A 22,927-nucleotide genomic window follows, 5' to 3' on the forward strand; every position below is an offset into this window, starting at 1 on the left:
GCCGGCCGGCGGTGTCAGCTCTGCCGCGGCACGCCCGGGGGGTGCGGTGACGGGGCGCTCAGGCGTACCGGGAGCGTGCGCAGGGACTCCCGCAGCGCGTCCGCGAAGGTCTCGAACTCGCCGCCCCGCGCCGCGCCTGTGCGCATCGCCAGCGCGATCCTGCGCGCCGGGGCGGGGTCCGCGAAGTATCCCGTGGCGAGCCGGTCGTTGCGTCCGGTCTCGACCTGTACGGCCGTACGCGGCAGCAGCGTGACGCCGAGGCCGCCCGCGACGAGTTGCACCAGCGTCGACAGTCCCGCCGCCGTGGTCGTCACGGGCACGCCGTCGGCGCGGCCGGCCTCCCGGCAGATGTCCAGCGCCTGGTCGCGCAGGCAGTGGCCCTCGTCCAGGAGCAGCAGCGGCAGCTCGCGCAGCGCCTCGCGCGGCAGGTCGCGACAGCCGCCGAGGGGGTGGTCGTCGGGGGTGACCAGGACGAAGTCCTCGTCGAACAGCGGCAGTTCGGTGACCGAGGGCTGGCCGAGCGGTACGGCGAGCAGCAGCAGATCCAGCCGGCCCGCCGCCAGACCGTCCAGCAGGGACGAGGTCTGCTCCTCGTGTACCTGGAGGTCCAGCTCCGGATAGCGCTCATGGACCAGCCGGAGCACGGCCGGCAGCAGATACGGGGCGACGGTCGGGATCACGCCGAGCCTGAGGACTCCGGTGAAGGGCGCCCGTACCGCCTCGGCCTCGTCCACCAGCGCGCCCACCGCGTCCAGTACGGCCATCGCCCGGGACGCCAGCCGCTCACCGGCCGGGGAGAGCAGCACCCTGCGGGTCGTACGTTCCACGAGCTGTACGCCGAGGACCTCTTCCAGCGCCGAGAGCGCGCCGGAGAGCGCGGGCTGGCTCATCCCGATCGCGGCGGCGGCGTCCCGGAAGTGCAGATGCTCGGCCACGGCCGCGAAGGCGCGCAGCTGGGAGAGGCTGGGCTGTTTGGCCCGGGGACCGGACTGCCTGACGTGCTGCGTCACGGACACCGGCCCCACCGACACAGGACCCGCTGACACGGGACCCACCGACACCGAACCCGCTGACACCGAACCCACTGAACCGACCCCACTGATAGGCACCTCCGATCACGGCGACCGAGTCTAGCTATTTCTATGATCAATGCTGACTGTGCCACCATCAGTGAGCCGTCCAACCACCCGGAAGACCTCAAAAAGGGACTTCCCGCCCCCACAAGGAGAGTCCGTGCTCACCGTTGGTGACAAGTTCCCCTCGTTCGAATTGACCGCCTGTGTCTCCCTGGAGAAGGGCAAGGAGTTCGAGGAGATCAACCACAAGACCTACGAGGGCAAGTGGAAGGTCATCTTCGCCTGGCCCAAGGACTTCACCTTCGTGTGCCCGACCGAGATCGCGGCCTTCGGCCGGCTGAACGACGAGTTCGCCGACCGTGACGCCCAGATCCTCGGCTTCTCCGGCGACTCCGAGTTCGTGCACCACGCCTGGCGCAAGGACCACCCGGACCTGCGCGACCTGCCCTTCCCGATGCTCGCCGACTCCAAGCACGAGCTGATGCGCGACCTCGGCATCGAGGGCGAGGACGGCTTCGCGCAGCGCGCCGTCTTCATCGTGGACCCCAACAACGAGATCCAGTTCACGATGGTGACCGCCGGTTCCGTGGGGCGTAACCCCAAGGAGGTCCTGCGGGTGCTCGACGCCCTCCAGACCGACGAGCTGTGCCCGTGCAACTGGAACAAGGGCGAGAACACCCTCGACCCCGTCAAGCTCCTGTCGGGCGAGTGATCTCCGATGGCCCTCGATGAACTGAAGTCGGCCCTGCCCGACTACGCCAAGGACCTGCGGCTGAACCTCGGTTCGGTGATCGGCAACAGCGGGCTGCCCGCGCAGCAGCTCTGGGGCACCGTGCTGGCCTGCGCGATCGCCTCGCGCTCGGCGCGGGTGCTGCGCGAGCTGGAGCCGGAGGCCAAGGCGAACCTGAGCGCCGAGGCGTACACCGCCGCCAAATCGGCCGCCGCGATCATGGCGATGAACAACGTCTTCTACCGGACCCGGCATCTGCTGTCGGACCCCGAGTACGGGACGCTGCGCGCCGGTCTGCGGATGAACGTCATCGGCAACCCGGGTGTGGAGAAGGTCGACTTCGAGCTGTGGTCGCTCGCCGTCTCCGCCGTCAACGGCTGCGGCCAGTGCCTCGACTCGCACGAGCAGGTGCTCCGCACGGCCGGTGTGGACCGCGAGACGATCCAGGAAGCCTTCAAGATCGCCGCGGTGATCCAGGCGGTCGGCACGACACTCGACGCCGAGGCCGTGCTCGCCGAGGCCGTACCCGCCGAGTAGTGCCCGGACGGGACCGGCCCCCGCCCTCCACGACACGGTGGAGGGCGGGGGCCGGTTCCGTTTGCCCGTACCGCGGTCACTCCCTGACTGCGGCCATCAGCGCCTTCATGTCCTCGACCATCGCGGGTTCGAGTACGGCGGGGTCGACCGGTTCCGTGTCCGGGGGTGCGATCTGTCCGCCACCGGGCGGGCCCTCGGTGACGGACTCGCTCGCGACCTCGATCGAGAGCACGGCCCGGCCGTCCAGGACCTTCAGCTCGGGTCCGTATCCGTCGGAGTCCGTCATCAGATAGGCGCGCTCGCCCAGTTCCGGGACCCGCTTGGTCCTGCGTTCGATGACCTGGGAGAGCGCGAGCGGGGTCAGCGTCGCCTCGAACTCCGGTTCCGGATCTGTCTCCTTGTGCAGGGTGTACTGGACGGTGACGGACGCGTACGACCTCGTCAGGACGTCGTCCTTCGCCTCGGGCGGCCGGCCCGGCGCCATCGTGACATTGCAGAAGGACCGGTCGATGGCGCGCTGTTCCTCCACCGCGGGCCGAGGGGAACTCTTGCCGCCCAGGAGCGCGGAGAGCGCGGACAGATCGGCGTCCCGGCAGAGGTCCTCGCTGGTCCGGTAGCCGCGCAGATCCGGCCCCGTCCGGTCGTACGCGTACAGTCCGCCCGCCCAGACGGCGGAGGCGACGACCGCGCCGCCGAGGGCCCAGAGCCAGCGCACGCGGCGCGGCGGCAGTACGGGGATGCCGTCACCGACGACCGTCCCGGGCCCGTCGGTCGGTTCGGGAGCCCGCGGGGACAGCGGCGACCGGGGGGACGGCGAGGACCGCGGGGACGGCGAGGACCGCGGGCCGCTCCGCCCGTCGTCCTCGCCTTCCAGTTCCGGCTCGGATATCACTCCCGGCCGTCCCCGGCCTCGGCGGTGGCGGGCCTGGCCGACGGCGCCACGGCCGGGGCTTCCGGAGCCTGGGCCTCCGCGGAGGACAGGGACGAGGAGGACGCGGACGAGGCGGACGAGGCGGACGAAGAGGGGGACGCGGAGGACGACGAGTCGGCGGGGTCCTGCGCCGGCGGGCGGGGCAGGGCCTGTTCCGCGCTGTACGCCCGGAGATAGCCCACCACCGTATTGGTGACGGCCACCACCGGCACCGCCACCACCGCCCCGCCGATGCCCGCGACCAGGCTGCCGATCGCGACGGAGAGCACGACGGCGAGCGGATGCACCCGTACCGCACGGCCCAGGATGAAGGGCTGGAGCACATGCCCCTCGATCTGCTGGACCCCGAGCACGACGCACAGGACCATCAGCGCCGTGAACACGTCCTGCGTGACCAGCGCGACGACCACGGCCAGCGCGCCCGACACCAGCGCGCCCACCAGCGGGATGAAGGCGCCGAGGAAGATGAAGACGGCCAGCGGCACGGCCAGCGGGACATTGAGGAAGTAGAGCCCGAGACCGATGAAGAGCGCGTCGATCAGCGCCACCAGGACCGTGCCGCGCACATACGCGGTCAGGGTGCGCCAGGCGCGCGGCCCGGCTCCTGCGACGCCCTCACGGGCCTGCGCCGGGACGAGCTTGAGCGTCCAGTGCCAGATCTTCCTGCCGTCGTACAGCAGGAAGAGCGTCGAGAACATCGCGAGGACGATCCCGGTCAGCAGCTCGACGATCACGGTCAGGCCCTGAAGCCCGGCGGACGTGATCTTCTCGGTGTTGGAACCGACCGCGTCGCTCAGGGTCTTCGCGATGTCATTGATCTGGCCCTCGGTGACATGGAACGGGCTGTCGAGCAGCCAGCGCTTCAGCTCGTTGATGCCGTCCGTGACACGGTTGGAGAGATCGTCGATGTTCTCCATGACCTGCCACACCACGAACCAGCCGACCAGCCCCATGAGGACGAATCCGGCGACCGCGGTGAGGGCCGTGGCCAGTCCGCGCGGCATCCCGTGCCGCTTGAGCCAGGCGACCGTGGGCTGGAGGAGCGCCGTGATCAGCAGACCGGCGGCGAAGGCCATGACGACCAGCTGTACGGCGCCGATGACCCGCATCAGCACCCAGACCAGCCCGGCGAGGACGAGCAGCCGCCAGGCCGCCTCGCCCGCGACCCGCATCCCCCAGGGGATGGCGGCGACGGGGTCCGGCTTGGCCGAGACGGAGGGCGCGTACGCCGGAGGCGGGGGGACGTTCTCGGGCGCGGTACGCGGTACCGGCCGGTCGTCCTCCTCGGCCTCCGCCCGGCGCTGGTCCAGGCGCTCCCCTATACGGGTCAGTTCGGCACCGACCTGACCGAGCCATGCGGGTACTTTCGACATGAAGCTTCCTCTTCCCCCTGTGCTGTCCCCAACTCACTCCTCTGGGAGCACGGAGCACGTCCGAACCGACCGTACACGTGCGAAGCCCCCCGCCGTAGGACGGCGGGGGGCTTCGTGAGGTTGAGCGCCGGGAGGACCGGGTTCAACCGGTCACGGCGTCTAGTACCAGCCGTTGGCCTGCCAGAACGCGAAGGCCTGGCAGGGGCTGCCGTAGCGATCCGAGTTCATGTAGTTCAGGCCCCACTTGATCTGCGTGGCCGGGTTGGTCTGCCAGTCGGAGCCGACCGAGGACATCTTGGAGCCGGGAAGCGCCTGCATCAGGCCGTAGGCACCGGAAGACGGGTTCTGCGCCCGGTAGTTCCAGGTGGACTCGCGCTCCACGATGCTGCTGAAGCACTGGAACTGATCGGCGGGAACGATCTGCCGTGCTATCGCCTTGACCTCGGCGACGGTGTACGAGGCCTGCTGGGTGAAGGACGCGCCGAGACCCGAGTTGGAACGGACCTCGTCACGGCTGGCGCGCTCCTTGGCCTCCTTGGCCTTGCGCTCACGCTCGGCCGCGTCGTCGGCGGCCTCCTTCTTCGCCTTGGCGTCCTTGGCAGCCTGGATACGGGCCGCTTCCTCCGCTGACTTCTTGGCGGTCGCGTCGGCGGCGGCGGCCTGTACGTCGGCCTGCTGCGTCAGCGACGCGGTCTGCACCTGGGCCTGCTGGCCCGCGGGGATGTCAGCGAGAAGCGTCATGTCGGCTGCGGTCGCCTCGAAATTGTCGTCCGAGACCTGAGGGTCGCCCGAGGCGACACCCACGACAGCGCCGACGGTGGTGACCGCAGTGGCAGATGCCACGGCGAATCCCCGGACCGAGATCCGGCTCACACGGTGTCCTTCCAGCAACATCCGCATACGTGACCTCGCGGACGCAATCGTGCCCCTGGCACTGGTCTCCGTACTACGGCGTCACGGGAGACACGGGCCCGGTGGGCAACCCCCTTGCGGGGACTGCCGCGTGGTGCGCGGGCGGCATGCGGCGGCAGTTGTTGAGTTGTGTGGTGCCACATCACTGAAGATGCGCGTGTGCCGCATGCGGGGCCTGACGGAAGCAAGACTCTGCCGGAAGGTAACGGCGCGAGGCAATTCTTCGTTGCGTGGGAAAGCTCACACTCTGTTTGCGCCAGGAGAATCAAGGAAAAAGCGGCGCGGCACAGCGCCGCCCGGCTAAGCTGCTGCGCTTTCGCCGGGCGGCGCCAAGTGGGGTGATACGGGGTTAGATCTGACCGTCCTCCAGCATTTCGGTCACGAGCGCGGCGATCGGTGAACGCTCGGAGCGGGTGAGCGTGACATGCGCGAAGAGCGGATGCCCCTTCAGCTTTTCGACGACGGCGACAATTCCGTCGTAACGCCCCACCCGGAGATTGTCGCGCTGGGCGACATCATGCGTGAGCACCACCCGGGAGTTCGCCCCGATACGGGACAGAACGGTCAGCAGTACGTTCCGTTCCAGGGACTGGGCCTCGTCGACGATGACGAACGCGTCGTGCAGGGACCGGCCGCGGATATGCGTGAGCGGCAGCACTTCGAGCATGCCGCGCCCCAGCACCTCCTCGATCACCTCACGGCCGGCGACCGCGGAGAGCGTGTCGAAGACCGCCTGAGCCCACGGGCTCATCTTCTCGGCCTCGGTGCCCGGCAGATAGCCCAGCTCCTGCCCGCCGACCGCGTACAACGGCCGGAAGACCATCACCTTCTGGTGCTGTCTGCGCTCCAGGACCGCCTCCAGCCCCGCGCACAGGGCCAGCGCCGACTTGCCGGTGCCCGCCCGGCCGCCCATCGACACGATGCCGATGTCCTGGTCGAGGAGGAGATCGAGGGCGATGCGCTGCTCGGCGCTGCGGCCATGGATGCCGAATGCCTCGCGGTCGCCGCGGACGAGCCGGACATGGCCCTCCGCGGTGATCCGGCCGAGCGCCTTGCCGCGCTCGGACTGGAGCACCAGACCGGTGTGCACGGGCAGATCGCTGACCTCGGGCACGAAGAGGGAGTCCTCGGTGAACAGAAGGTCCACCTGATCCGCGGCGAGCGACACCTCGCTCATCCCCGTCCAGCCGGAGGAGCCGGCGGATTCGGTGATGGCGAGCTCGGCGCGGTACTCCTCGGCGAGGAGCCCGACCGAGGACGCCTTGATACGCAGCGGCAGATCCTTGGAGACGACCGTGACGTCGTACCCCTCGGCCTGCAGATTGCGGGCCACCGCGAGAATCCGTGAGTCGTTGTCCCCCAAGCGGAAGCCGGCGGGCAGGATGCCGGGATCAGAGTGGTTGAGCTCGACGCGCAGCGTGCCTCCCAGGTCGCCCAGGGGGATGGGGGCATCGAGACGGCCGAACCGGATACGGAAGTCGTCGAGCAGGCGCAGCGCCTGCCGGGCGAAGTAGCCGAGCTCCGGATGGTGCCTCTTGGCCTCCAACTCCGTGATCACCACGATCGGGAGCACCACTTCGTGCTCGTCGAAGCGGGACATGGCGTTCGGATCGGCCAGCAGGACGCTGGTGTCGAGAACGTAGGTGCGCCTGTCGGGCATGCGGCGCTTTGTGCTGGTCACCACGGAAGGACGTACCCCCTCGGATGAGGTCGGGGTGCGACGGCGTCGCGGGCGGGTGGGCCGGGTCCTGACCCCATGCGCGGGCCGGACTCCGGCCCTCCATGTCGCCCGTACGACTCGGCGCACGGTCGTCCTGGTGCAAAGGGCCTCCCGGGCGGACGGCCCCATGCCGTCCGCTGAGATGCGACGTCCACTGACTTGTTTTGGACGTCGACCTGGGGGAGGTATTCCCTCGAACACGCGCCGCCATGCCAGGGCGTAGGGCGGACGGTGGATGAACCGTGGGTGAAGCGGGCGGTCCTGCCCGGCGGAATCCGCCGGGCACCGGCCGGCGCCGAGTCGCCGTCTCGCGGCGTCCTTACGGGAGAAGGGGGAGGTCAGGTCCCGTAGCGCCGGTGACGTGCGGCGTAATCGCGCAGCGCGCGCAGAAAGTCGACTTTACGGAACGCCGGCCAGAAGACTTCGCAGAAGTAGTACTCCGAATGGGCGCTTTGCCAGAGCATGAAGCCGGAGAGGCGCTGCTCGCCGCTGGTGCGGATGACGAGGTCCGGGTCGGGCTGGCCGCGCGTGTAGAGATGGGACGAGATCAGATCGACGTCGACGATCTCGGCGAGTTCCTCGAACGAGGTGCCCTTGCTCGCGTGGTCCATGAGCAGGGAGCTGACCGCGTCCGCGATCTCCTGCCGGCCGCCGTAGCCCACGGCGACATTGACGAGTATTCCCTCATTGCCGTGGGTGGCCTGTTCGGCCTCCTTGAGAACGGTCTGCGTATGGGCGGGCAGCAGATCGAGCGTGCCGACGTGGTGCACCCGCCAGCGGCCGTCGGCCGCCAGATCGCGGACCGCGTTCTCGACGATGCCGACGAGCGGGGTCAGCTCGTTCTCGGGACGGTCGAGGTTGTCCGTGGAGAGCATCCAGAGGGTGACCACCTCGACCTTGGTCTCGGAGCACCAGCCGAGCAGTTCCTGGATCTTGTTGGCGCCCGCCTTGTGTCCTTGCTCGGCCGTGCCGCCCGCCGCCCGCGCCCAGCGACGGTTGCCATCGAGGATGACACCGATGTGCTTGGGCACCTGTGTGTGGTCGAGGCGGCCTTCCACCCGGCGTGCGTAGAGCCGATACACCAGGTCGCGCAGGTTCACTGAGTCCACCCTCTCGATTCCATGGGGACCGGCGCATCCACTGACGGGATCCTGGGGCCGGCCCGGGGACCCCGAAGCCGTCACATTACTGCGCGGGCCCCACGGGGACCCAACCCGGTCTGTCACAAGTACGTGATAGGGAGAGAAGCGTGACTGATTTTCCCTCATACCTCGCAGCCGACGACCGGTACGACTCCATGGAGTACCGGCGCAGTGGACGCAGTGGCCTGAAACTGCCCGCCATCTCGCTCGGCCTCTGGCACAACTTCGGCGACGACCGCACCCTCGATTCGCAGCGCGCGATCCTGCGCCGCGCCTTCGATCTCGGCGTCACGCACTTCGACCTGGCGAACAACTACGGTCCGCCTCCGGGATCCGCCGAGCTGAATTTCGGCAAGATCTTCGCGCAGGACTTCTCGGCCTATCGGGATGAACTCATCATTTCGACCAAGGCCGGTTATTTGATGCATCCCGGCCCCTACGGTGAATGGGGTTCCCGTAAGTATCTGCTGTCGTCGCTGGACGCGTCCCTGAAGCGGATGGGACTCGACCACGTCGATATCTTCTACTCCCACCGCTTCGATCCGAACACCCCGCTGGAAGAGACGATGGGGGCGCTGGCCTCCGCCGTGCGGCAGGGCAAGGCGCTGTACGTCGGTGTGTCGTCGTACACGGCGGAGCAGACCGCCGAGGCGGCCCGGCTTCTGAAGGAGATGGGCGTGCCCGCGCTCATCCACCAGCCCTCCTACTCGATGATCAACCGCTGGACCGAGGACGACGGACTGCTGGACACCCTGGAGACGGCCGGGATGGGCTGTATCTCCTTCGTGCCGCTCGCCCAGGGGCTGCTGACGGACAAGTATCTGAAGGGCATCCCGGAGGGCTCGCGGGCCACCCAGGGCAAGTCCCTGGACCCGGATCTGCTGTCGGACGAGGTCGTGCGGCGGCTGACCGGGCTGAACGAGATCGCGCGGCGACGCGGTCAGTCGCTGGCGCAGCTGGCGCTGACGTGGGTGCTGCGTGACCCGCGTATGACGTCCGCGCTGATCGGCGCGTCGAGTACGAAGCAGCTGGACGAGAACGTCGCGGCGCTGGCCGGGCCGGAGCTCTCCGCCGAGGAGCTGAAGGAGATCGACAGCTTCGCGGTGGACACGGCGGGCACGAACATCTGGGCCGGGCGGGGCTGACGCGCCGGGGCCCTGGGCGGACTCGCAGGGGGGGCCGGCTCCGTTGGCTGGGCCGGCTCCGTTGCGGGGGCCGGCTCCGTTGCGGGGCTGACTCGGCGGGCGGGGCCTGCTCCGTTGCGGGGTTGGCTCGCCGGGCGGGGTTGGCTCCGGGCGGGGCCGACACAGAAAACGGGCCGGTCCGTGGGGGGGATACGGACCGGCCCGAGGGGGGGTTTCCACCATAACCCTTCATAACTGATGGTGGGCGTCGCGACGGGCCGTGCCGGTGCTCCGAAAACCACGGCCGGCCGCGTGAGGCCCGTAGTACCAGGCATTTCGCGGATTCCGGGGCCCGGAGTGGCGAGTAGTTGCCACCCCGCGCCGTTACGCTCGGGAGCGGCCTCCGCGCTTGACCGCCTCGATGAGGAAGCGCGTCGTGGTCGCGACGAAGGGCCCCTCGGCCTCGATGCGGCGATGCAGCGCCGCCAGCCGGTCGCGGTACCGCTCGACGGTGAAGCCGGGCACCATCCAGATCACCTTGCGCAGGAAGTAGACGACGGCCCCGATGTCGTGGAACTCCGTACGGAGCGAGGCCGTGCGCAGATCGACCACGTCCAGACCCGCCGCCTGGGCCGCCTCCCGCGCCCGCACGGGGTCGCGGGCGGACCGCGTTTCGGGAGGCTGCGGCCCCAGGAAGTACTCGACGAGTTCGAAGACGCTGGCCGGGCCGACCTCCTGGGAGAAATAACGGCCGCCGGGGCACAGGACCCGCGCGATCTCCTCCCACCAGGCGTGTACGGGGTGGCGGCTGACGACCAGATCGAACGCGCCGTCCGCGAACGGCAGCGGCGGCTCGTCCGGGTCGGCGACGACCGCGACGCCGAGCGGGTGCAGCAGGGCGGTGGCACGGGCGAGATTCGGCGGCCAGGACTCGGTGGCCACGGTGAGTGGCGGGCGCTTCGGTACGGACGCGAGGATCTCGCCGCCGCCGGTCTGGATGTCCAGGGCGGCGGTGGCCCGGGACATCCTGTCCGCCATCGACCGGGCGTACCCCCAGGCGGGGCGCTCCTCGGTGGCCCGGCCGTCCAGCCAGGAGAAGTCCCAGCCGTCGACGGAGACGGCCTCGGCCTCGGCGATCAGCTCTTCGAAGGTGCGGGCGCGGTCGTGACGGTGGGACATGGGGCGATCGTGGCAGCGGCACCCCGGGTTCGCGAACGCTTTCGGACCGTACGGCCGGCCGCGCGGCGGCCCCGGGTCGTACGGCGGTCGGTCGTACGGCGTCCGGTCGTACAACGGCCGGTCGTACGGGATCCAGTCGTACGGCGGTCGGTCGTACGGCGCCCAGTCGTGCGGCGGCCGTCACGCGGCGGCGAGAGCGCCGAGGAGGATACCGATCAGCGCGCCGACGATCATGAAGGGGCCGAAGGGGAACGCGGACTTGCGCCCGGCCCGGCGCAGCAGAATGAGCCCGAAGCCGTAGAGCGCGCCCAGCAGGAACCCGGCGAAGGCCCCGACGAACAGGACCGTCCAGCCGTACCAGCCGAGCGCGACGCCGAGGGAGAGGGCGAGCTTGACGTCGCCGAAGCCCATGCCGTTCGGGTTGATGAGGAAGAGCACGAAGTAGCAGACGCCGAGGACGAGTCCGCCGAGCAGCGCGGTCCCCCACGAGCCGCCGGGACCCGTACGGTCGCCGCCGCCGTCGGGCAGCAGCGCGGCGAGCCCCAGCATTACGACGGCCGCCGCCGCGAGCGGCAGGGTCAGCTGGTCCGGCAGCCGGTGCACATTGCGGTCGACGAGCGCCAGCAGGACGGCGAAGGGCGCGAGCAGCAGCCAGACGGCGAGTTCGGGGCGGGGGCCGGTGGCGGCGGCGAGGACCGCGCAGGCGAGGGCGGTGAGGAGAGATATGGGGAGGGAGGGCGCGTAGCGGACGCGGGCGCCGGATCCTTCGACCGCCGGTTCGGCCGCTGCGCCGACGGAACCGACCGTGGATCCGACCGCCGGTCCGGCCGCTGAGCCGGTCGCGGAACTGGTCTCGGACCCGGTCGCGGAACTGGTCTCGGACCCGGTCGCGAGACTGGGCTCGGACCCGGTCTCCGAACCGGTCTCGGAACTGGTCTCCGAACGACTCGCTGTAGTGACGGGAGCCGCGGCGCGGTCGGTGCCGATGCCAGGGGCTTCGGTCTGGGACCCGGAACTCTCCGCCGTACCGGAGGGCGTGGCCACCGCGCAGCCCGTACACCTCGCGACGCCGAGCCATCCGCCGGCGGGCCCCGTGATCGGGTGCCCGGCCGGGCAGCTGTCCCGCCACGCGTCCTCCGGCTCGACGGAGAGCCGGTAGGCGGCACGCGGCAGGAGCAGTGCGGTGGCCGCACCCCAGAGCGCGGCGACGACGATCAGCGTGGCGTACACAGCACTGACCTTAGGGCTCCCCGACGGACCCGGTCATGGGTCCAGGGGCCCACTCTCGGCGCCCCAGGGCCCCATCCCCACCCTCGGGGGCGCGTGGCCGTGCCACGGGCGCTACGGTCTACCGCCATGGGCACTTGGCGTAACGGCACAGGGCAGTTGACGGTCGCGGGGCAGGACGTCCCGGTGGAGCTGGAGATCGCCGCGTCGTACGGGACACGGCGGCGTGGGCTGCTCGGGCGCGAGGGGATAGCGGGCGCGCTGCTGATCACTCCGTGCAACAGCGTGCACACCTTCAGGATGCGCTTCACCATCGATGTGGCGTATCTGGACAAGGAGTTGAAGGTCATCGACGTCCACACGCTGAAGCCGGGCCGGCTCCCCCTGCCGCGCTGGCGGGCCCGCCATGTGCTGGAGGCGGAGGGCGGCGCGATGGAGCGGTGGGGGCTGCGGCCCGGGGTGCGGCTGAGTGTGAACATGGACGCGGAGCGCGCTGCGTGAGTCGTGGAGCGCGCTGTACGAGTCCTGGAGGATGCTGCGTGAGTCCGCGCGCTAGGTGAGCTTGGTCGCCTGGGCGGCGAGCAGGGCCGGTGGCATCAGCGGTGTCGCACCGTTCTCGAAGTTCGCGGTGTAGAAGGTGGCCACGGTGCCGCCCACCCGTACGAGATGGAAGACCAGCGGGACCGGATCGCCCTCGAAGTCCCCCGTCAGCTGATAGGCGAGCGCGTCGTCGCCCGCCTTGACCGTGCTCAACCGCTTGACGCCCGTGTATGTCGAGGGGCCGTCACCGCCGGAGGCCGTAAAGCCGTCCGCACAGGCCGTGACGGCGGCACGCAGCCGGTTGAGCAGGGTGCTCGCGTCCTGCACGCCGTGGGTGGTGAGGAATTCGGAGACGGCCGGGCGGTCGTTGTCGGGGCCGACGAGCTGCCGGTACGCGACGGCTTTCCCGAGCGGTTCCGGCTTGCCGTTCAGGACGGCGGTGAGGGGCAGGCACTCGCTCCTGTCCGCGTTCTCGCCCCGGGGCGGCGGAGCGTCCATCGGGCCTGACCTGAAGCCCGACACATCGCCGTCGGCGAGGATCGCCCGGTCCAACTCGCCCTGGGTGAGGGCCTTCCCGCCGCTCGCGCCGATGCCGGTGAGGTCCGGGCGCGGAGTCGCCGCGAGTCCGGGCGCGGCCGACGAGGGCGCGGAGGACGAAGGGGCGGAGGACGAAGGGGCGGAGGACGAAGGGGCGGAGGACGAAGAGCCGGAGGACGAAGAGCCGGTGGACGAAGCGCCGGAGGACGAAGCGCGTGGGGTGGCCGGTGCCTCGTTGCCGGCTTCCTTCGCGTCGCTGCGCTCCCCGCCTCCACAGGCGCCCATCAGCCCGAGCGAGAGCGCGGCGGTCACGGCGGCCAGGCACACACGCCGTGCTGTCCCCGGCGTGTCCTCCTCCGGCCTGCCTTCGGTGCGTGTGCTCATCCGGTCACTCCTCACTGGCTCGTGCCCCCGGGCGCGTTCATGCCGGCCGGCGTATCGGCCGCCCTCACGGCCGGCTCGCCGAGCGGGGTCACCTCGGCGGCGGGGAAGGCGGCCACCGGCGTCTCCACGGCGTCCACGGTGTAGATCGGCCGCTCGTCGGCCTCGGTCACATCCGGGGCGACCTCCGCGGCCACCAGCCGCGCCCGGGTCACCACCGGGGCGGGCGATCCCCCGGCCGGGGCCGCCAGCCAGTACGTCTCCGGGTCGACGTGTTCGTCCGGATAGAGCACGGCGGCCCCCGTACGGGCGGCGAGGGCCGCGGCCAGCTCCGCCTCGGTCTCGGGCGCGCCGTACGCGACGGTCGCGGGCTGCACCTGTACGTCCAGGCTCATCACCACATCGCCCCGTACCCGGTGGTGCGTACAGAGGACGAACGCCTCCCAGTCGCGTGCGTCCTGGCCGTCCTCCTCGGCGCACACGTCCACCTGGCCGGGCCGCACGCCCGTGGCGTGCGCCAGTGCGGCGATCAGCTCGGACGGTTCGAGCGGTTGGCTGATCAAGAAGTTGCAGAGCATGTGCACGTTCCCCCGTCGACGACTCCGGCGGCTCGCGCGTGGGCGTCCGGGTTCTGTGTCCTGGACGTACGCGACTCCAGCGATGCGGACGCTATGCGTTCCGGGGCACGTGGTCATGGGCCCTGGGACCCGGTACGCGCGTGGGTCCGGGCCCAAACCCGGTTCGTGGTCCGCCTGATCCGTGCCTGTCCGATCCGTACCGGCCCTCGTTCATCGGCCCGGCACGAGCGTGGTCTCGACTCCGCACGCGCCGTCCCCGTACAGCTCCACCCAGCACTTCTCCTGCGCCTCGTTGCCGAGCCGGATACCGAACGTCCAGGTGGGGTCGAGGAAGAGCGTGTGGCCGCCCTCGAAGTCCAGGGCGAGGCATCTGCACTCCGCACCGCCGCCCGGATAGACCCGGATCCGTGTACAGCGCCACTCGCTCCTGCCGTCGCCGAAGAGCTGTTCGCCGTACGAGGCGACGATCACCTCGTCCTCGGCGTCTGCCAGTACCTCGATGTCCGACCAGCTGACGGCCGGCACCCGGGCCGAGGCCAGCCGGTCGTACTGGCCGACGGACTCGAACCGCAGCAGTCCGTCGTCCAGCCGCAGCCATACGGCCATCGGCTGCGGCCGGAATTCCGGTACGTCGCCGTCCCGGTCGACCCAGCCGGGGACGAGCACATCGCGGACATGGTGGGCGCGGAGCGCCTCTTCGACCGGCCGCCACTGGCTGCTCATCCCGGCTACCCCTTCTCCGCGTGTTCTTCTGCTGCTTCTTCGGTTTCTTCAGCTTCTGCGGCTTCTTCGGCTTCTTCGGCTTCTGCTGTGTCTGCTACTTCTTCTTGGGCACCTTCTGGGTGATCTCGATCGAGGTGTCCAGTCCTTCGCCGCTCTTGAGCGCCGTCCAGAAGTCGCCGTTCTCCCGCAGGACGACCGTCACGCCCTTGCCACGATAGATCAGCCCCTCCGGCTCGCCCTTCTTCAACGTACCCTTCCCGACCAGCTCGAATGTGCCGTCCTTGATGGCCTTTCCGATGTCCTCACGGAACCGGGGGCCGTCCTCCTTCAGCTTCTTGTACTTCGTACCGAGGGCGTCCTCGATGAGCTTCTTGTGCCGCAGGAAGTGATCCTTGAACTTCTTGGCGTCGCCCTCGCCGACGTTCGGCTTCCTGGCCGCGTCGGCGTCCTCCGGGGACATGTCGCAGTCGTTGTTGTGGACGAGCGCGGCGGCGGAGCCGATCCCCACGTAGTAGGTGTGGATGCCCGCGACGGTCAGGTCGTAGGTGGTCTGACGCTGGGTGTAGCGGGAGACGGCGGTGACCGTACGCGTCGAGCCCGTCGGCGTACGCAGCTCGTCGCCCGGGGAGAGTTCGCCGGCCTCCGCCCAGCGGCGCTCGCCGCTCAGCCAGAACGGGTGCGTGTCCGTGGCCGTGAGGCGCGCCGGTACGCCGCCGTCCAGGACCGTGAGCCGGGTGAAGTGCTTGTCGTCGTACGTGATGATGGTCCGCCGCACCGCGCGGGGCTCCGTCACGCCCGTCAGCGGGTCGGTGGCCAGGACGCGCGTGCCCACGGGGATACGGTCGATGGCCCGTCGTGTGCCGTCGGCGAGCAGGACCGGCGTACCGGGCAGGAAGCTGTGCCGGACGGGGCACGTGGTGGGTTTCTTGTCCGGTGGCTCCTTGTCGCCTTCCTTGTCTCCCTCTTTGTCGCCTTCTTTGGGTTTACCCTTGTTCTCGGCGTCGAGTTTCCGCTTCGCGTCGGCGAGTCTGTCCTCGGCCTCGCTGACGCGTTTGCGGTTCTTGATCAGGCCCTTGATGCCGTCGTACAGATCACCGCCGTGCTTCTTCAGCTTTCTGACCAGCTCGACGGCCTTCTTCCACTTCCATGGCGCCCCGTACTTCGCCGCGAGCTTGCCCACGGCGCCGCCGATGAGGCTGAGCAGTACGTTGACGAGCGTCTCCGTACAGGCGCCCATGTCGCCCTTGGTGACGCAGTCCAGGGCGTCGGTGATCCCCAGTTCGTCGGCCAGGATCTTCGCCAGCTCCTTCGCGGCCTCCTTGGCCTTGTCGGAGTCGGACTTCTCGGCGGCCTGGGCGTTCTGGAGTTCCTTGAGGGCGGCCTCGTAGTCGATCTGTGTCTGGGGCTTCTCGCCGCCGGTACCACCGCCGGTGCCACCGGTGTCACTTGTGTCGGAGGCGGGATCGTCCTGCTCGCCCTGGTCGTCCGCGGCGTCGGTGTGGTCTCCCCCGCCGCCACCGCAGTTGTCGCCGCCGGTGATCCGGCACACCTGCGTGCCGAGACCTTCGGCGATCGTCGGCCCCACGCCCGTGACCACCAGCGTGCCGATGATCGCGGCGACGACCGCCACGAGACCGACGTACTCGACGGCTCCCTGTCCCCGCTGCCCCCGGCGCCCGCGCCGCGCCCGGCGCAGCCCGAGCAGCCTGGCCTCGGTACGCGGCATGGACTTCCGCACGCGCCGACGCACGCGACCGCGCACACGACGAAACTGACGCACTACCCCCGATGGCGACATACACCCAGGTTAGGCGCGCGCGCCTCCCCCGTCTTGAGCCCCAGGGCCCAAACCCGGACTCGTGCGCGGCAAGCGGAGTACGCGGATTCGATAGCTTGATCCGGCGCACGTCGTTACAGGGGCAAATGGGGAGGGGCGAGGATGGCGACCGAGGCGTACTCGGAATCCTGGCAAGAGCTGATCGACCTGGCCGGTCAGGAAAGACAGAGCGCCGCGAGCGGGCCGATGTCGCTGGCGTCGGCGGGCGGTTCGGGCGGTTCGGGCGGCGCGGCTTCCCGGAGCGATCTGGAGCACAGCGACGGACCGTGGACGACCGCGGCCGGCGTCGCCGAAGCCTTACGGACGAGCACCACGACCGCGAAGAGCAGGCTGACGTCCACTCATACGGGTGTCACGGCGGCCACCGAGGGCCTGGCGAGTTCCGGCGTCCTGAAGGCGGTCCTGACCTCCTGGGAGGACCGGCTGAGTTCCGTACGGGACGAGTGCGGATCCCTCGCCCCGAAGCTGCGGCAGGTCGGCAAGGACTTGGGAGAGCGGGACACCAAGGTGAAATCCTCGCTACAGGGGATCAACACACCGAGTGACCCGAGTGACCTGAGTGACCTGAGTGACCTGGGTGAACCTAAGGAGAAATGACCGCTGTGCTGACATGGCAGCGATTACGCGACCTGAAGTGGTCGGAGCTCCAGGACGCGGCAGACGGCTGGGGCGAAGTCAGCAACAGGGCCGACGCGGCTCGCGACCGGGTGAGCAACGAGATGACCAACCGGCTCGCGGCGTCACAGAAGGGGGAGGCGGCGACGGCCGCACTCGGGCGGCTGCAACGGCTCGACAGGAACTTCGAGTACCTCTATACGGAGTGCGGGCTGGTCCGTACGACTCTGAACAGTCTCGCCTTCGAACTGAGCGGCGCACAGCGGAGGTTGAAGGACGCTCTGGAGGACGCGGCGAACCTGAGATTCACCGTACACGCGGACGGATCCGTCAGTTACCCGGCCGGTGGAGAGAACATCACCGACGGCAAGGAGCTCCCGGGCGGCAGCACGAACGGCTCTCCCCTGGGCACGCCGTACGGCCCCCCGCTGGGAGCCCCCTCGGGCGGACCACTGCTCGCCCATGCCAACCCCCACCACGCCAAGGCCCAGGCCATCGCCGACCGGATCCTGCGGGCGGTCAACGAGGCCCAGGACATCGACACCCGCTTCAGCGCGACACTCGGCAAACTCAAGGCCGCCCCCGGTCTCACCGTCGACACGAAGACGTGGACGGATGCCGCAGCGGACGCCGCGGCTGTGCGGGGCGCGGCGGACGACTACTTGAAGAAAGACATCCCCAACGACAAGTCCCCGGCGGAACGCAAGGCCTGGTGGACGTCCCTCACGCAGGAGCAGCGCGAGGAGTATCTCGCGGTGTACCCGAATGAGATCGGCAACTTGGACGGCATTCCCTCCGAGGTGCGCGACACAGCCAACAGAGACAACTTGCAGTTGCTGATCGGCAAGTTGGAGGGGCAGGACGGAGAGAAGGCGAAGGCGCAGCTGGCGGGGCTGAAGTCGATCGACGGGCAGTTACGGGCGGATCCGGAGAAGGGCGTGCCGCGCATGTACCTGCTGGGAATCGGGGACGAGGGACTCGGACGCGCCATCGTTTCCTTCGGCAACCCGGATGCGTCGAGGAATGTGTCCGCGTATGTCCCAGGGCTCGGGACGTCATTGGACGAGGCGTTCGCCAAGAACGACGTACAGCGAGCGCGCGACACCGCCAAGGGCGCAATGCGGTTCGACAAGTCCAGCGCGGCGATCGTATGGCTCGGATACGACGCACCGCAGCTGCCAGCCGAGAAAGTGATCGACAATGCGGGCGTGATGTTCGAGCGTGACGGCAAAGTCGGGGCCGTCGCGTACAACGACTTCATGGCGGGCATCTCGGCGACAAACCAGAACCCTGACCCGCATGTCACCGCCATCGGCCATTCATATGGTTCGTTCACGGTGGGACAGGCGGCGCAGCGGGACGGCGGAATCCCGGGAGCCGATGACATCATCCTGGTCGGCAGCCCCGGCACCGGCGCGGATTCCGCCGAGGACCTCGGTGTCGGCAAGGACCACGTGTACGTCGGCGCTGCGGACAACGACCCCGTGACCATGCTGCCAAGTAGGGACGAGGCGAGTGCTCTTGGGGCCGGTGTAGTGGGCGGCGCCTCCGCCGGAGCAGTGCTGGGGCTGGGCATAGGAGGCCCGGTGGGGGGCGTCGTCGGGGGCGTGGCCGGCGGTGTCGTCGGTGGCATAGCCGGATACATGTCGTCGGAGGACGAGAGCGAACTCTGGTTCGGTACGGATCCGGCCCACGAGGACTTCGGGGCGCAACGCTTCAAGGTGGATGACGGACCGCGCCCGTACATCGACGGCCAAGGGGCCACGCCTGCCCACTCGAATTACTTCCACCCCGTCAAGGACACGGTGTCTGCCGAGAACATTGCCCTCATCGTCGCCGGTCAGAGCGATGAGATCTCGACTGAGGAGCCCCGATGAAGATGCTGCGCATTGTTCTGATCGCGGCGCTCACGGTCGTAACAGCCGGGTGTTCCAGTCCGGAAGTGTCAGGAGAGCGGAGAGAGGAAAAGCACGTGGTCAGCAAGATCAGTCTGCAGGAGGCGGCCGAAAAGGCCGACGCGATCATGCTGAGCACTATGTCTTCGGTGCGTCCCACCCTGAACTGGGTGCACGACGGGTCCACGGCGAGCGGATGTGACGACTACACCATCGACGGCAAGCAGACGGGTGCAGTAACCCGGCGCACCGCGGTGATGACTGTCGTTTCGGAGGCCAGACGCGGGAGTCTGCTCGGCGTGGTGGAGCGGTACTGGAAGAAGCAGGGCTACACGATCACCACGGTGAACAGCAGCAAGAAGTTCCCGTCCATCCATGCCAGGACCGCGGAGGACTTCAGGATGAGCGTCTCGGTTGGCGACAAGGGCCAGTTCTTCTTCGACGTCGTCACCCCGTGCTTCATCGAGTCGGAGGTCGCCCCACCCAAGACGAAGGCCAACGGGACTCCTTTCGAAGGGGCGGATGTCCCTTATCCCTCCGTCCACTCCGACTTCTGGTCCGCGACTACCCCGATCCCGTCCCCTTCTCCCTGAAACAGCACCGCCCCGGCGGTGAACGCGCGTGCCCGGGACCCGCAGACAGTGCGTCCCGGGCCCCGGCCCCACGAAGGTCGGTTCAGAGGCGCGCCCCGCCGCGTCCGTCGAGGCGCCGACACGGCAGTACCGCCCACGACTTCACCCCTCGCTGCGGCGGCTTCGCCTCGGCCGTACCCCACTCGCCCCCGCAGTCGTCGACGCATGCCGCGAGCAACCAGAGCGCGTCCCGGCGGCGTGTCGCGCAGAGGCTCACGTCGTCGGGGTCCGTGTGGTGCGGGTGTTGGTCCCAGAGGACAAGGCGGAGGGCGCCCGCGCGGTGGCGCAGGGAGAGGTGGAGTTCCCGACCGGGTGTCAGTTTGACCGCCGTGCCAATGAGTTCCGTCGCGGCGAGCGCGGCCAGGTCCGCGTACGGGGCGAGCCCGTGCACGGAGAGCGCGGACCGGATCGTGGCACGCGCGGTCGTCGCGCAGTGTGGCTCACCGGGAAGGGTGAAGCTGTAGGCCAGGCCCTCGGGGCGTGGTGGCCGGGTGCGGCGGCGGCCGGCGAGACCCGCGTTGGCGAGGACGGGTTGGGCCACCGGGCAGTGCGTGGCGCGCGTGAGCGGCATGGATGTCTCCCTCGGGCGGGGCGAGTTGGGTGTTCTCCGCGACGCGGCTGAGCAGTGGCTTCGTCTCCCTGACGCGGGACCGCCCCTCCCAGGGAAGGAGCTGCGGGCAGGACCGCGCGACGCACTTCCCACTCGTCTGCGTGAGTGGTGCGTTACCGACTGTAGGGCATGCGGGAGTACGTGTACTACTCTTTGATGAACGTCGTCGTGCCGCGGTTGAGCGGGTAAGCACCCACCGGCAGACTGGGATCACTCAGGCAGGAATGGGCGGAAGGGGCGGAATGCCGCCGAGGAGTTCACCCACGGAGCGTCAACGCCGGCTCGGCGCCGAGCTGCGGAAGATGCGCCTGGCCGCGGGTATGACCACGGAGTTCGCCGCCGGGTTGCTGGAGATTCCGCGCACCAACGTGCCCAACATGGAGTCCGGCCGATCCGGACTCAGCGTCGAACGCGTACGTACGCTCTCCGGCAACTACGGGTGCGAGGACAAGGCCCTGGTCGACGCCCTGGCCGCAATGGCGATGGCCAGAGGCAAGGGGTGGTGGGAGGCGTACCGGGGCGCGCTACCCGAAGGGCTCCTGGACATCGCCGAGTTGGAATGGCACGCCACGCGCCTGAGTACGCTCCAGACAGTTCACCTTCCGGGGCTGCTGCACCTGAGCGAATACGCACGCGCCGTCTTCACCGCGGTGCTCCCTCCGCTCCCCGCCTCCGACGTCGAACTGCGCGTCGCCCACCGGCTCGAACGTCAGCGGGTGCTCGACCGGCCCGACCCGGTGCGGTACGCCGGGTACGTACACGAAGCGGCGCTCCGTATGCAGTTCGGGGGCCGCCGGGCCACCCGCGAGCAGCTTCGGCATCTGTGCGCCATGTCCGAGCGCGAGAACATCGAACTGCGCATACTGCCGGTTCAGGCAGGGGCCTTCCCGGGCGCGGGTCACGCGGTCCTCTATGCCGAGGGACCTGTGTCGCAGTTGGACACCGTTCAGCTCGACTCGGCCCATGGCCCCGTGTTCAGCCACGCCGAGGGCGAACTCGTAAAATACCGCGCTCACTTCGCTTGGATGGAGACGCACGCTCTGAGCACCGCACAGTCACGTGACTTCATCCACGGGATCGCACACGAGCTCTGAGAGGTCGACATGTCAGAGATCCACTGGGAAGACGCCTTCTGCGGCGAGGGAAACAACTGCTTCCGCATAGGCACGGACGACGACGGCAATGGCTATATCTCCGTACGCGGCCAGGAGGACCATTACCTCACCGACAGCCGCGACGCCCTGCGCAATCTGATCCGCGAGATCAAGGCCGGCAAGGCCGACCACCTGCTCTGACCCCGTACGTGGTGAGGGGGCGGGTCCGCGAACCAGTCGCGGACCCGCCCCCTCATCAGCGGACGAGCCGGAAAGCCGTCAGCTCTCCCCGCGCGGGAAGGAGACCTCCACGCGACGGTTCTTCTTGCGGCCTTCTTCGGAGCTGTTGTCGGCGATCGGGTACTGCTCGCCGTAGCCGCGGATCTCGAAGGTGATCCCGGCGGAGGTCAGTTGCTGCTGCAGGACACCGTGCACGGCTTCGGCGCGCTGCTTGGAGAGCACGTCTCCGTGCGCGGAGGAGCCGAGGTTGTCCGTGAAGCCGAAGACCCGGACCTTCGTCGCGCCCTGCTTCGTGATCTCCTCGGCGATGGCGGCGATACGGGAGTTCGCGGCGGACGACAGCTTGGCGCTGTCCTTGCCGAAGAGGACCTCGGCCTGGAGCGCGAACTTCACGTTCTCGTTCGTGTCCTCACGGCGCTCTTCACCGCCCTCGGACTCGATGACCGAGATGATGTCGAGCACCTTGGCCGGCGCGAGGGTGGCGCCCGCGCGGAGCTTGAGGCCGGAGGCGTTGCCGTCGACCTGGGGGGGCGGCGAGGTCGATTCGGTGCCGGGTGGCGTACTGGGGGTCTCGTCGGCGTGCGCACCGGGTGCCATGGTGAACTGCACACCGGCGAAGAGCACGACGGCGGCGAGGGCCGTCGCGGCCGGGCGCCTGGATGCCCTGCGCGCGCGGGGCGTCGTGGCACGCATCAGGAGATCTCAATCGTCGCGGAGGGCATCAGCGGCAGTTGGAGGTCGACCTGGGTCGTGGACGACGGCGGGGCCGGGAACTGGGCGAAGAACGTCACGCTGGCCCCTCCGTCCACACGGGTGATGCCGGTCGTGGTCAGGGGGTTCCCGTCGGTGTCCCGCAGGACGTAGTAACGCTTCTTCTCCGCCTTGTCGACGAGCGTCATACCGCCGAACGACCGGCCCTTGGCCTTGATCTGGGACTCCAGACCGTTCCAGTGGATCGGCACGGACTGGTTGGAGCCTGAGGTGTTCTTGAGCGTGCCGGTGACGGTCAGGAAGCCGCCCTCGTCCCGCACAGCCGTGTGGATGAGGACCTGAAAGCCGTTGGTGCCGTTGATCGTCGCCAAGGTCTGGCTGGTGTCCGGGACGGTGGTACCACCGCTCTCCGCACCGTCCTTGGGCTTCTCGTCGCCAGGAGCGGAGGACGACGCCCCGGTATTCTGCTTGTTGTCCGCGTCGCCGCCCCCACAGGCTGTCAGGGAGATGCTCAACGCCACGACAGCGAGAGCGGCCCCGGCCGCCCTACGGGCCTTCGCCCCATGCCACAGACTCATTAATC

The 22,927-nt window shown here is 69.2% G+C and carries 24 protein-coding genes; 9 read left to right on the plus strand and 15 right to left on the minus strand.

The window, feature by feature from the left end:
• Nucleotides 1-14: 14 nt before the first annotated feature.
• Nucleotides 15-1,010, minus strand: coding sequence for a LysR substrate-binding domain-containing protein (locus ACIOGX_RS24200; RefSeq protein ID WP_356514494.1), 996 nt, complete (start codon nt 1,008-1,010; stop codon nt 15-17).
• Nucleotides 1,011-1,233: 223 nt separating this feature from the next.
• Here ACIOGX_RS24200 and ACIOGX_RS24205 point away from each other — a divergent pair, with 223 nt between their 5' ends.
• On the plus strand, nt 1,234-1,788 hold the full coding sequence (locus tag ACIOGX_RS24205; protein WP_356514492.1) for a peroxiredoxin: 555 nt from the start codon (nt 1,234-1,236) through the stop codon (nt 1,786-1,788).
• Nucleotides 1,789-1,794: 6 nt separating this feature from the next.
• Nucleotides 1,795-2,343, plus strand: a complete 549-nt coding sequence (locus tag ACIOGX_RS24210; protein WP_383041563.1) for an alkyl hydroperoxide reductase — start codon at nt 1,795-1,797, stop codon at nt 2,341-2,343.
• Nucleotides 2,344-2,419: 76 nt separating this feature from the next.
• On the opposite strand, the gene ACIOGX_RS24215 is transcribed toward ACIOGX_RS24210, so the two are convergent.
• The 5 genes from ACIOGX_RS24215 to ACIOGX_RS24235 all read right to left on the minus strand — a co-directional run bounded on the left by ACIOGX_RS24215 (nt 2,420) and on the right by ACIOGX_RS24235 (nt 8,379).
• Nucleotides 2,420-3,235 (minus strand): hypothetical protein, encoded by an 816-nt coding sequence (locus tag ACIOGX_RS24215; protein WP_401916101.1) that lies wholly within the window; start codon nt 3,233-3,235, stop codon nt 2,420-2,422.
• Nucleotides 3,232-4,647: an AI-2E family transporter gene (locus tag ACIOGX_RS24220; protein WP_401916104.1), complete on the minus strand. Its 1,416-nt coding sequence runs from the start codon at nt 4,645-4,647 to the stop codon at nt 3,232-3,234. Before ACIOGX_RS24220 ends, ACIOGX_RS24215 begins: the two co-directional genes overlap by 4 nt.
• A 159-nt stretch (nt 4,648-4,806) precedes the next feature.
• Nucleotides 4,807-5,520, minus strand: coding sequence for a transglycosylase SLT domain-containing protein (locus tag ACIOGX_RS24225; RefSeq protein WP_356514484.1), 714 nt, complete (start codon nt 5,518-5,520; stop codon nt 4,807-4,809).
• A 388-nt stretch (nt 5,521-5,908) separates the two neighbouring features.
• Nucleotides 5,909-7,243 carry a PhoH family protein gene (locus tag ACIOGX_RS24230; RefSeq protein WP_356514482.1) on the minus strand — a complete coding sequence of 445 codons (1,335 nt, stop codon included), beginning with the start codon at nt 7,241-7,243 and terminating at the stop codon, nt 5,909-5,911.
• Between the two features lie 374 nt (nt 7,244-7,617).
• On the minus strand, nt 7,618-8,379 hold the full coding sequence (locus tag ACIOGX_RS24235) for an isoprenyl transferase (RefSeq protein WP_129770901.1): 762 nt from the start codon (nt 8,377-8,379) through the stop codon (nt 7,618-7,620).
• A gap of 149 nt (nt 8,380-8,528) precedes the next feature.
• Here ACIOGX_RS24235 and mgrA point away from each other — a divergent pair, with 149 nt between their 5' ends.
• Nucleotides 8,529-9,566, plus strand: a complete 1,038-nt coding sequence (gene mgrA / locus ACIOGX_RS24240) for an L-glyceraldehyde 3-phosphate reductase (protein WP_356514480.1) — start codon at nt 8,529-8,531, stop codon at nt 9,564-9,566.
• Between the two features lie 363 nt (nt 9,567-9,929).
• Here the strand turns inward: mgrA and ACIOGX_RS24245 are convergent, their stop codons facing one another.
• Together ACIOGX_RS24245 and ACIOGX_RS24250 are read right to left on the minus strand one after the other, a co-directional pair.
• Nucleotides 9,930-10,724, minus strand: coding sequence for a class I SAM-dependent methyltransferase (locus ACIOGX_RS24245; RefSeq protein WP_401916109.1), 795 nt, complete (start codon nt 10,722-10,724; stop codon nt 9,930-9,932).
• Nucleotides 10,725-10,904: 180 nt separating this feature from the next.
• Nucleotides 10,905-11,954 (minus strand): prepilin peptidase, encoded by a 1,050-nt coding sequence (locus ACIOGX_RS24250; RefSeq protein WP_401916112.1) that lies wholly within the window; start codon nt 11,952-11,954, stop codon nt 10,905-10,907.
• Between the two features lie 126 nt (nt 11,955-12,080).
• Between ACIOGX_RS24250 and ACIOGX_RS24255 the strand changes: the two genes are divergently transcribed.
• Complete coding sequence (locus ACIOGX_RS24255; RefSeq protein ID WP_383973086.1) at nt 12,081-12,452, plus strand: DUF192 domain-containing protein; 372 nt, start codon at nt 12,081-12,083, stop codon at nt 12,450-12,452.
• 51 nt (nt 12,453-12,503) lie between these two features.
• On the opposite strand, the gene ACIOGX_RS24260 is transcribed toward ACIOGX_RS24255, so the two are convergent.
• From ACIOGX_RS24260 to ACIOGX_RS24275, 4 genes are all read right to left on the minus strand, one after another.
• On the minus strand, nt 12,504-13,412 hold the full coding sequence (locus ACIOGX_RS24260; RefSeq protein WP_401916116.1) for a hypothetical protein: 909 nt from the start codon (nt 13,410-13,412) through the stop codon (nt 12,504-12,506).
• A gap of 11 nt (nt 13,413-13,423) precedes the next feature.
• Nucleotides 13,424-13,987, minus strand: a complete 564-nt coding sequence (locus ACIOGX_RS24265; RefSeq protein ID WP_401916118.1) for a hypothetical protein — start codon at nt 13,985-13,987, stop codon at nt 13,424-13,426.
• Nucleotides 13,988-14,197: 210 nt separating this feature from the next.
• A complete protein-coding gene (locus ACIOGX_RS24270; protein ID WP_356514469.1) occupies nt 14,198-14,710 on the minus strand; it encodes a hypothetical protein in 513 nt (170 codons plus the stop codon).
• A 94-nt stretch (nt 14,711-14,804) separates the two neighbouring features.
• On the minus strand, nt 14,805-16,436 hold the full coding sequence (locus tag ACIOGX_RS24275; protein WP_401916121.1) for a polymorphic toxin-type HINT domain-containing protein: 1,632 nt from the start codon (nt 16,434-16,436) through the stop codon (nt 14,805-14,807).
• 213 nt (nt 16,437-16,649) lie between these two features.
• On the opposite strand from ACIOGX_RS24275, the gene ACIOGX_RS24280 reads away from it, so the two are divergent.
• Genes ACIOGX_RS24280 through ACIOGX_RS24290 form a run of 3 tightly spaced genes read left to right on the plus strand, consistent with a single transcriptional unit; the run spans nt 16,650 to nt 19,650 of the window.
• Nucleotides 16,650-17,144, plus strand: a complete 495-nt coding sequence (locus ACIOGX_RS24280; protein ID WP_401916124.1) for a hypothetical protein — start codon at nt 16,650-16,652, stop codon at nt 17,142-17,144.
• The gene (locus ACIOGX_RS24285) at nt 17,141-19,039 is read left to right on the plus strand and encodes an alpha/beta hydrolase (RefSeq protein ID WP_401916127.1); all 1,899 of its coding nucleotides are present in this window, start codon (nt 17,141-17,143) and stop codon (nt 19,037-19,039) included. The genes ACIOGX_RS24280 and ACIOGX_RS24285 overlap by 4 nt, the downstream gene beginning before the upstream one ends.
• Nucleotides 19,036-19,650: a hypothetical protein gene (locus ACIOGX_RS24290; protein WP_401916130.1), complete on the plus strand. Its 615-nt coding sequence runs from the start codon at nt 19,036-19,038 to the stop codon at nt 19,648-19,650. The genes ACIOGX_RS24285 and ACIOGX_RS24290 overlap by 4 nt, the downstream gene beginning before the upstream one ends.
• A gap of 82 nt (nt 19,651-19,732) precedes the next feature.
• Here the strand turns inward: ACIOGX_RS24290 and ACIOGX_RS24295 are convergent, their stop codons facing one another.
• Nucleotides 19,733-20,260, minus strand: coding sequence for an ATP-binding protein (locus tag ACIOGX_RS24295; protein ID WP_401916133.1), 528 nt, complete (start codon nt 20,258-20,260; stop codon nt 19,733-19,735).
• Nucleotides 20,261-20,541: 281 nt separating this feature from the next.
• Between ACIOGX_RS24295 and ACIOGX_RS24300 the strand changes: the two genes are divergently transcribed.
• Nucleotides 20,542-21,393 carry a Scr1 family TA system antitoxin-like transcriptional regulator gene (locus ACIOGX_RS24300; RefSeq protein ID WP_401916136.1) on the plus strand — a complete coding sequence of 284 codons (852 nt, stop codon included), beginning with the start codon at nt 20,542-20,544 and terminating at the stop codon, nt 21,391-21,393.
• Nucleotides 21,394-21,402: 9 nt separating this feature from the next.
• Complete coding sequence (locus ACIOGX_RS24305; protein WP_326810764.1) at nt 21,403-21,594, plus strand: hypothetical protein; 192 nt, start codon at nt 21,403-21,405, stop codon at nt 21,592-21,594.
• Nucleotides 21,595-21,672: 78 nt separating this feature from the next.
• Here the strand turns inward: ACIOGX_RS24305 and ACIOGX_RS24310 are convergent, their stop codons facing one another.
• Both ACIOGX_RS24310 and ACIOGX_RS24315 read right to left on the minus strand, forming a co-directional pair.
• Nucleotides 21,673-22,326, minus strand: coding sequence for an OmpA family protein (locus ACIOGX_RS24310; protein WP_383973068.1), 654 nt, complete (start codon nt 22,324-22,326; stop codon nt 21,673-21,675).
• Nucleotides 22,326-22,922, minus strand: a complete 597-nt coding sequence (locus ACIOGX_RS24315) for a hypothetical protein (protein WP_401760754.1) — start codon at nt 22,920-22,922, stop codon at nt 22,326-22,328. The genes ACIOGX_RS24310 and ACIOGX_RS24315 overlap by 1 nt, the downstream gene beginning before the upstream one ends.
• Nucleotides 22,923-22,927: the final 5 nt, after the last annotated feature.

The sequence above is a fragment of the Streptomyces sp. NPDC088147 genome, from assembly GCF_044741565.1.
In the GTDB taxonomy this organism is placed as follows: Bacteria; Actinomycetota; Actinomycetes; order Streptomycetales; family Streptomycetaceae; genus Streptomyces.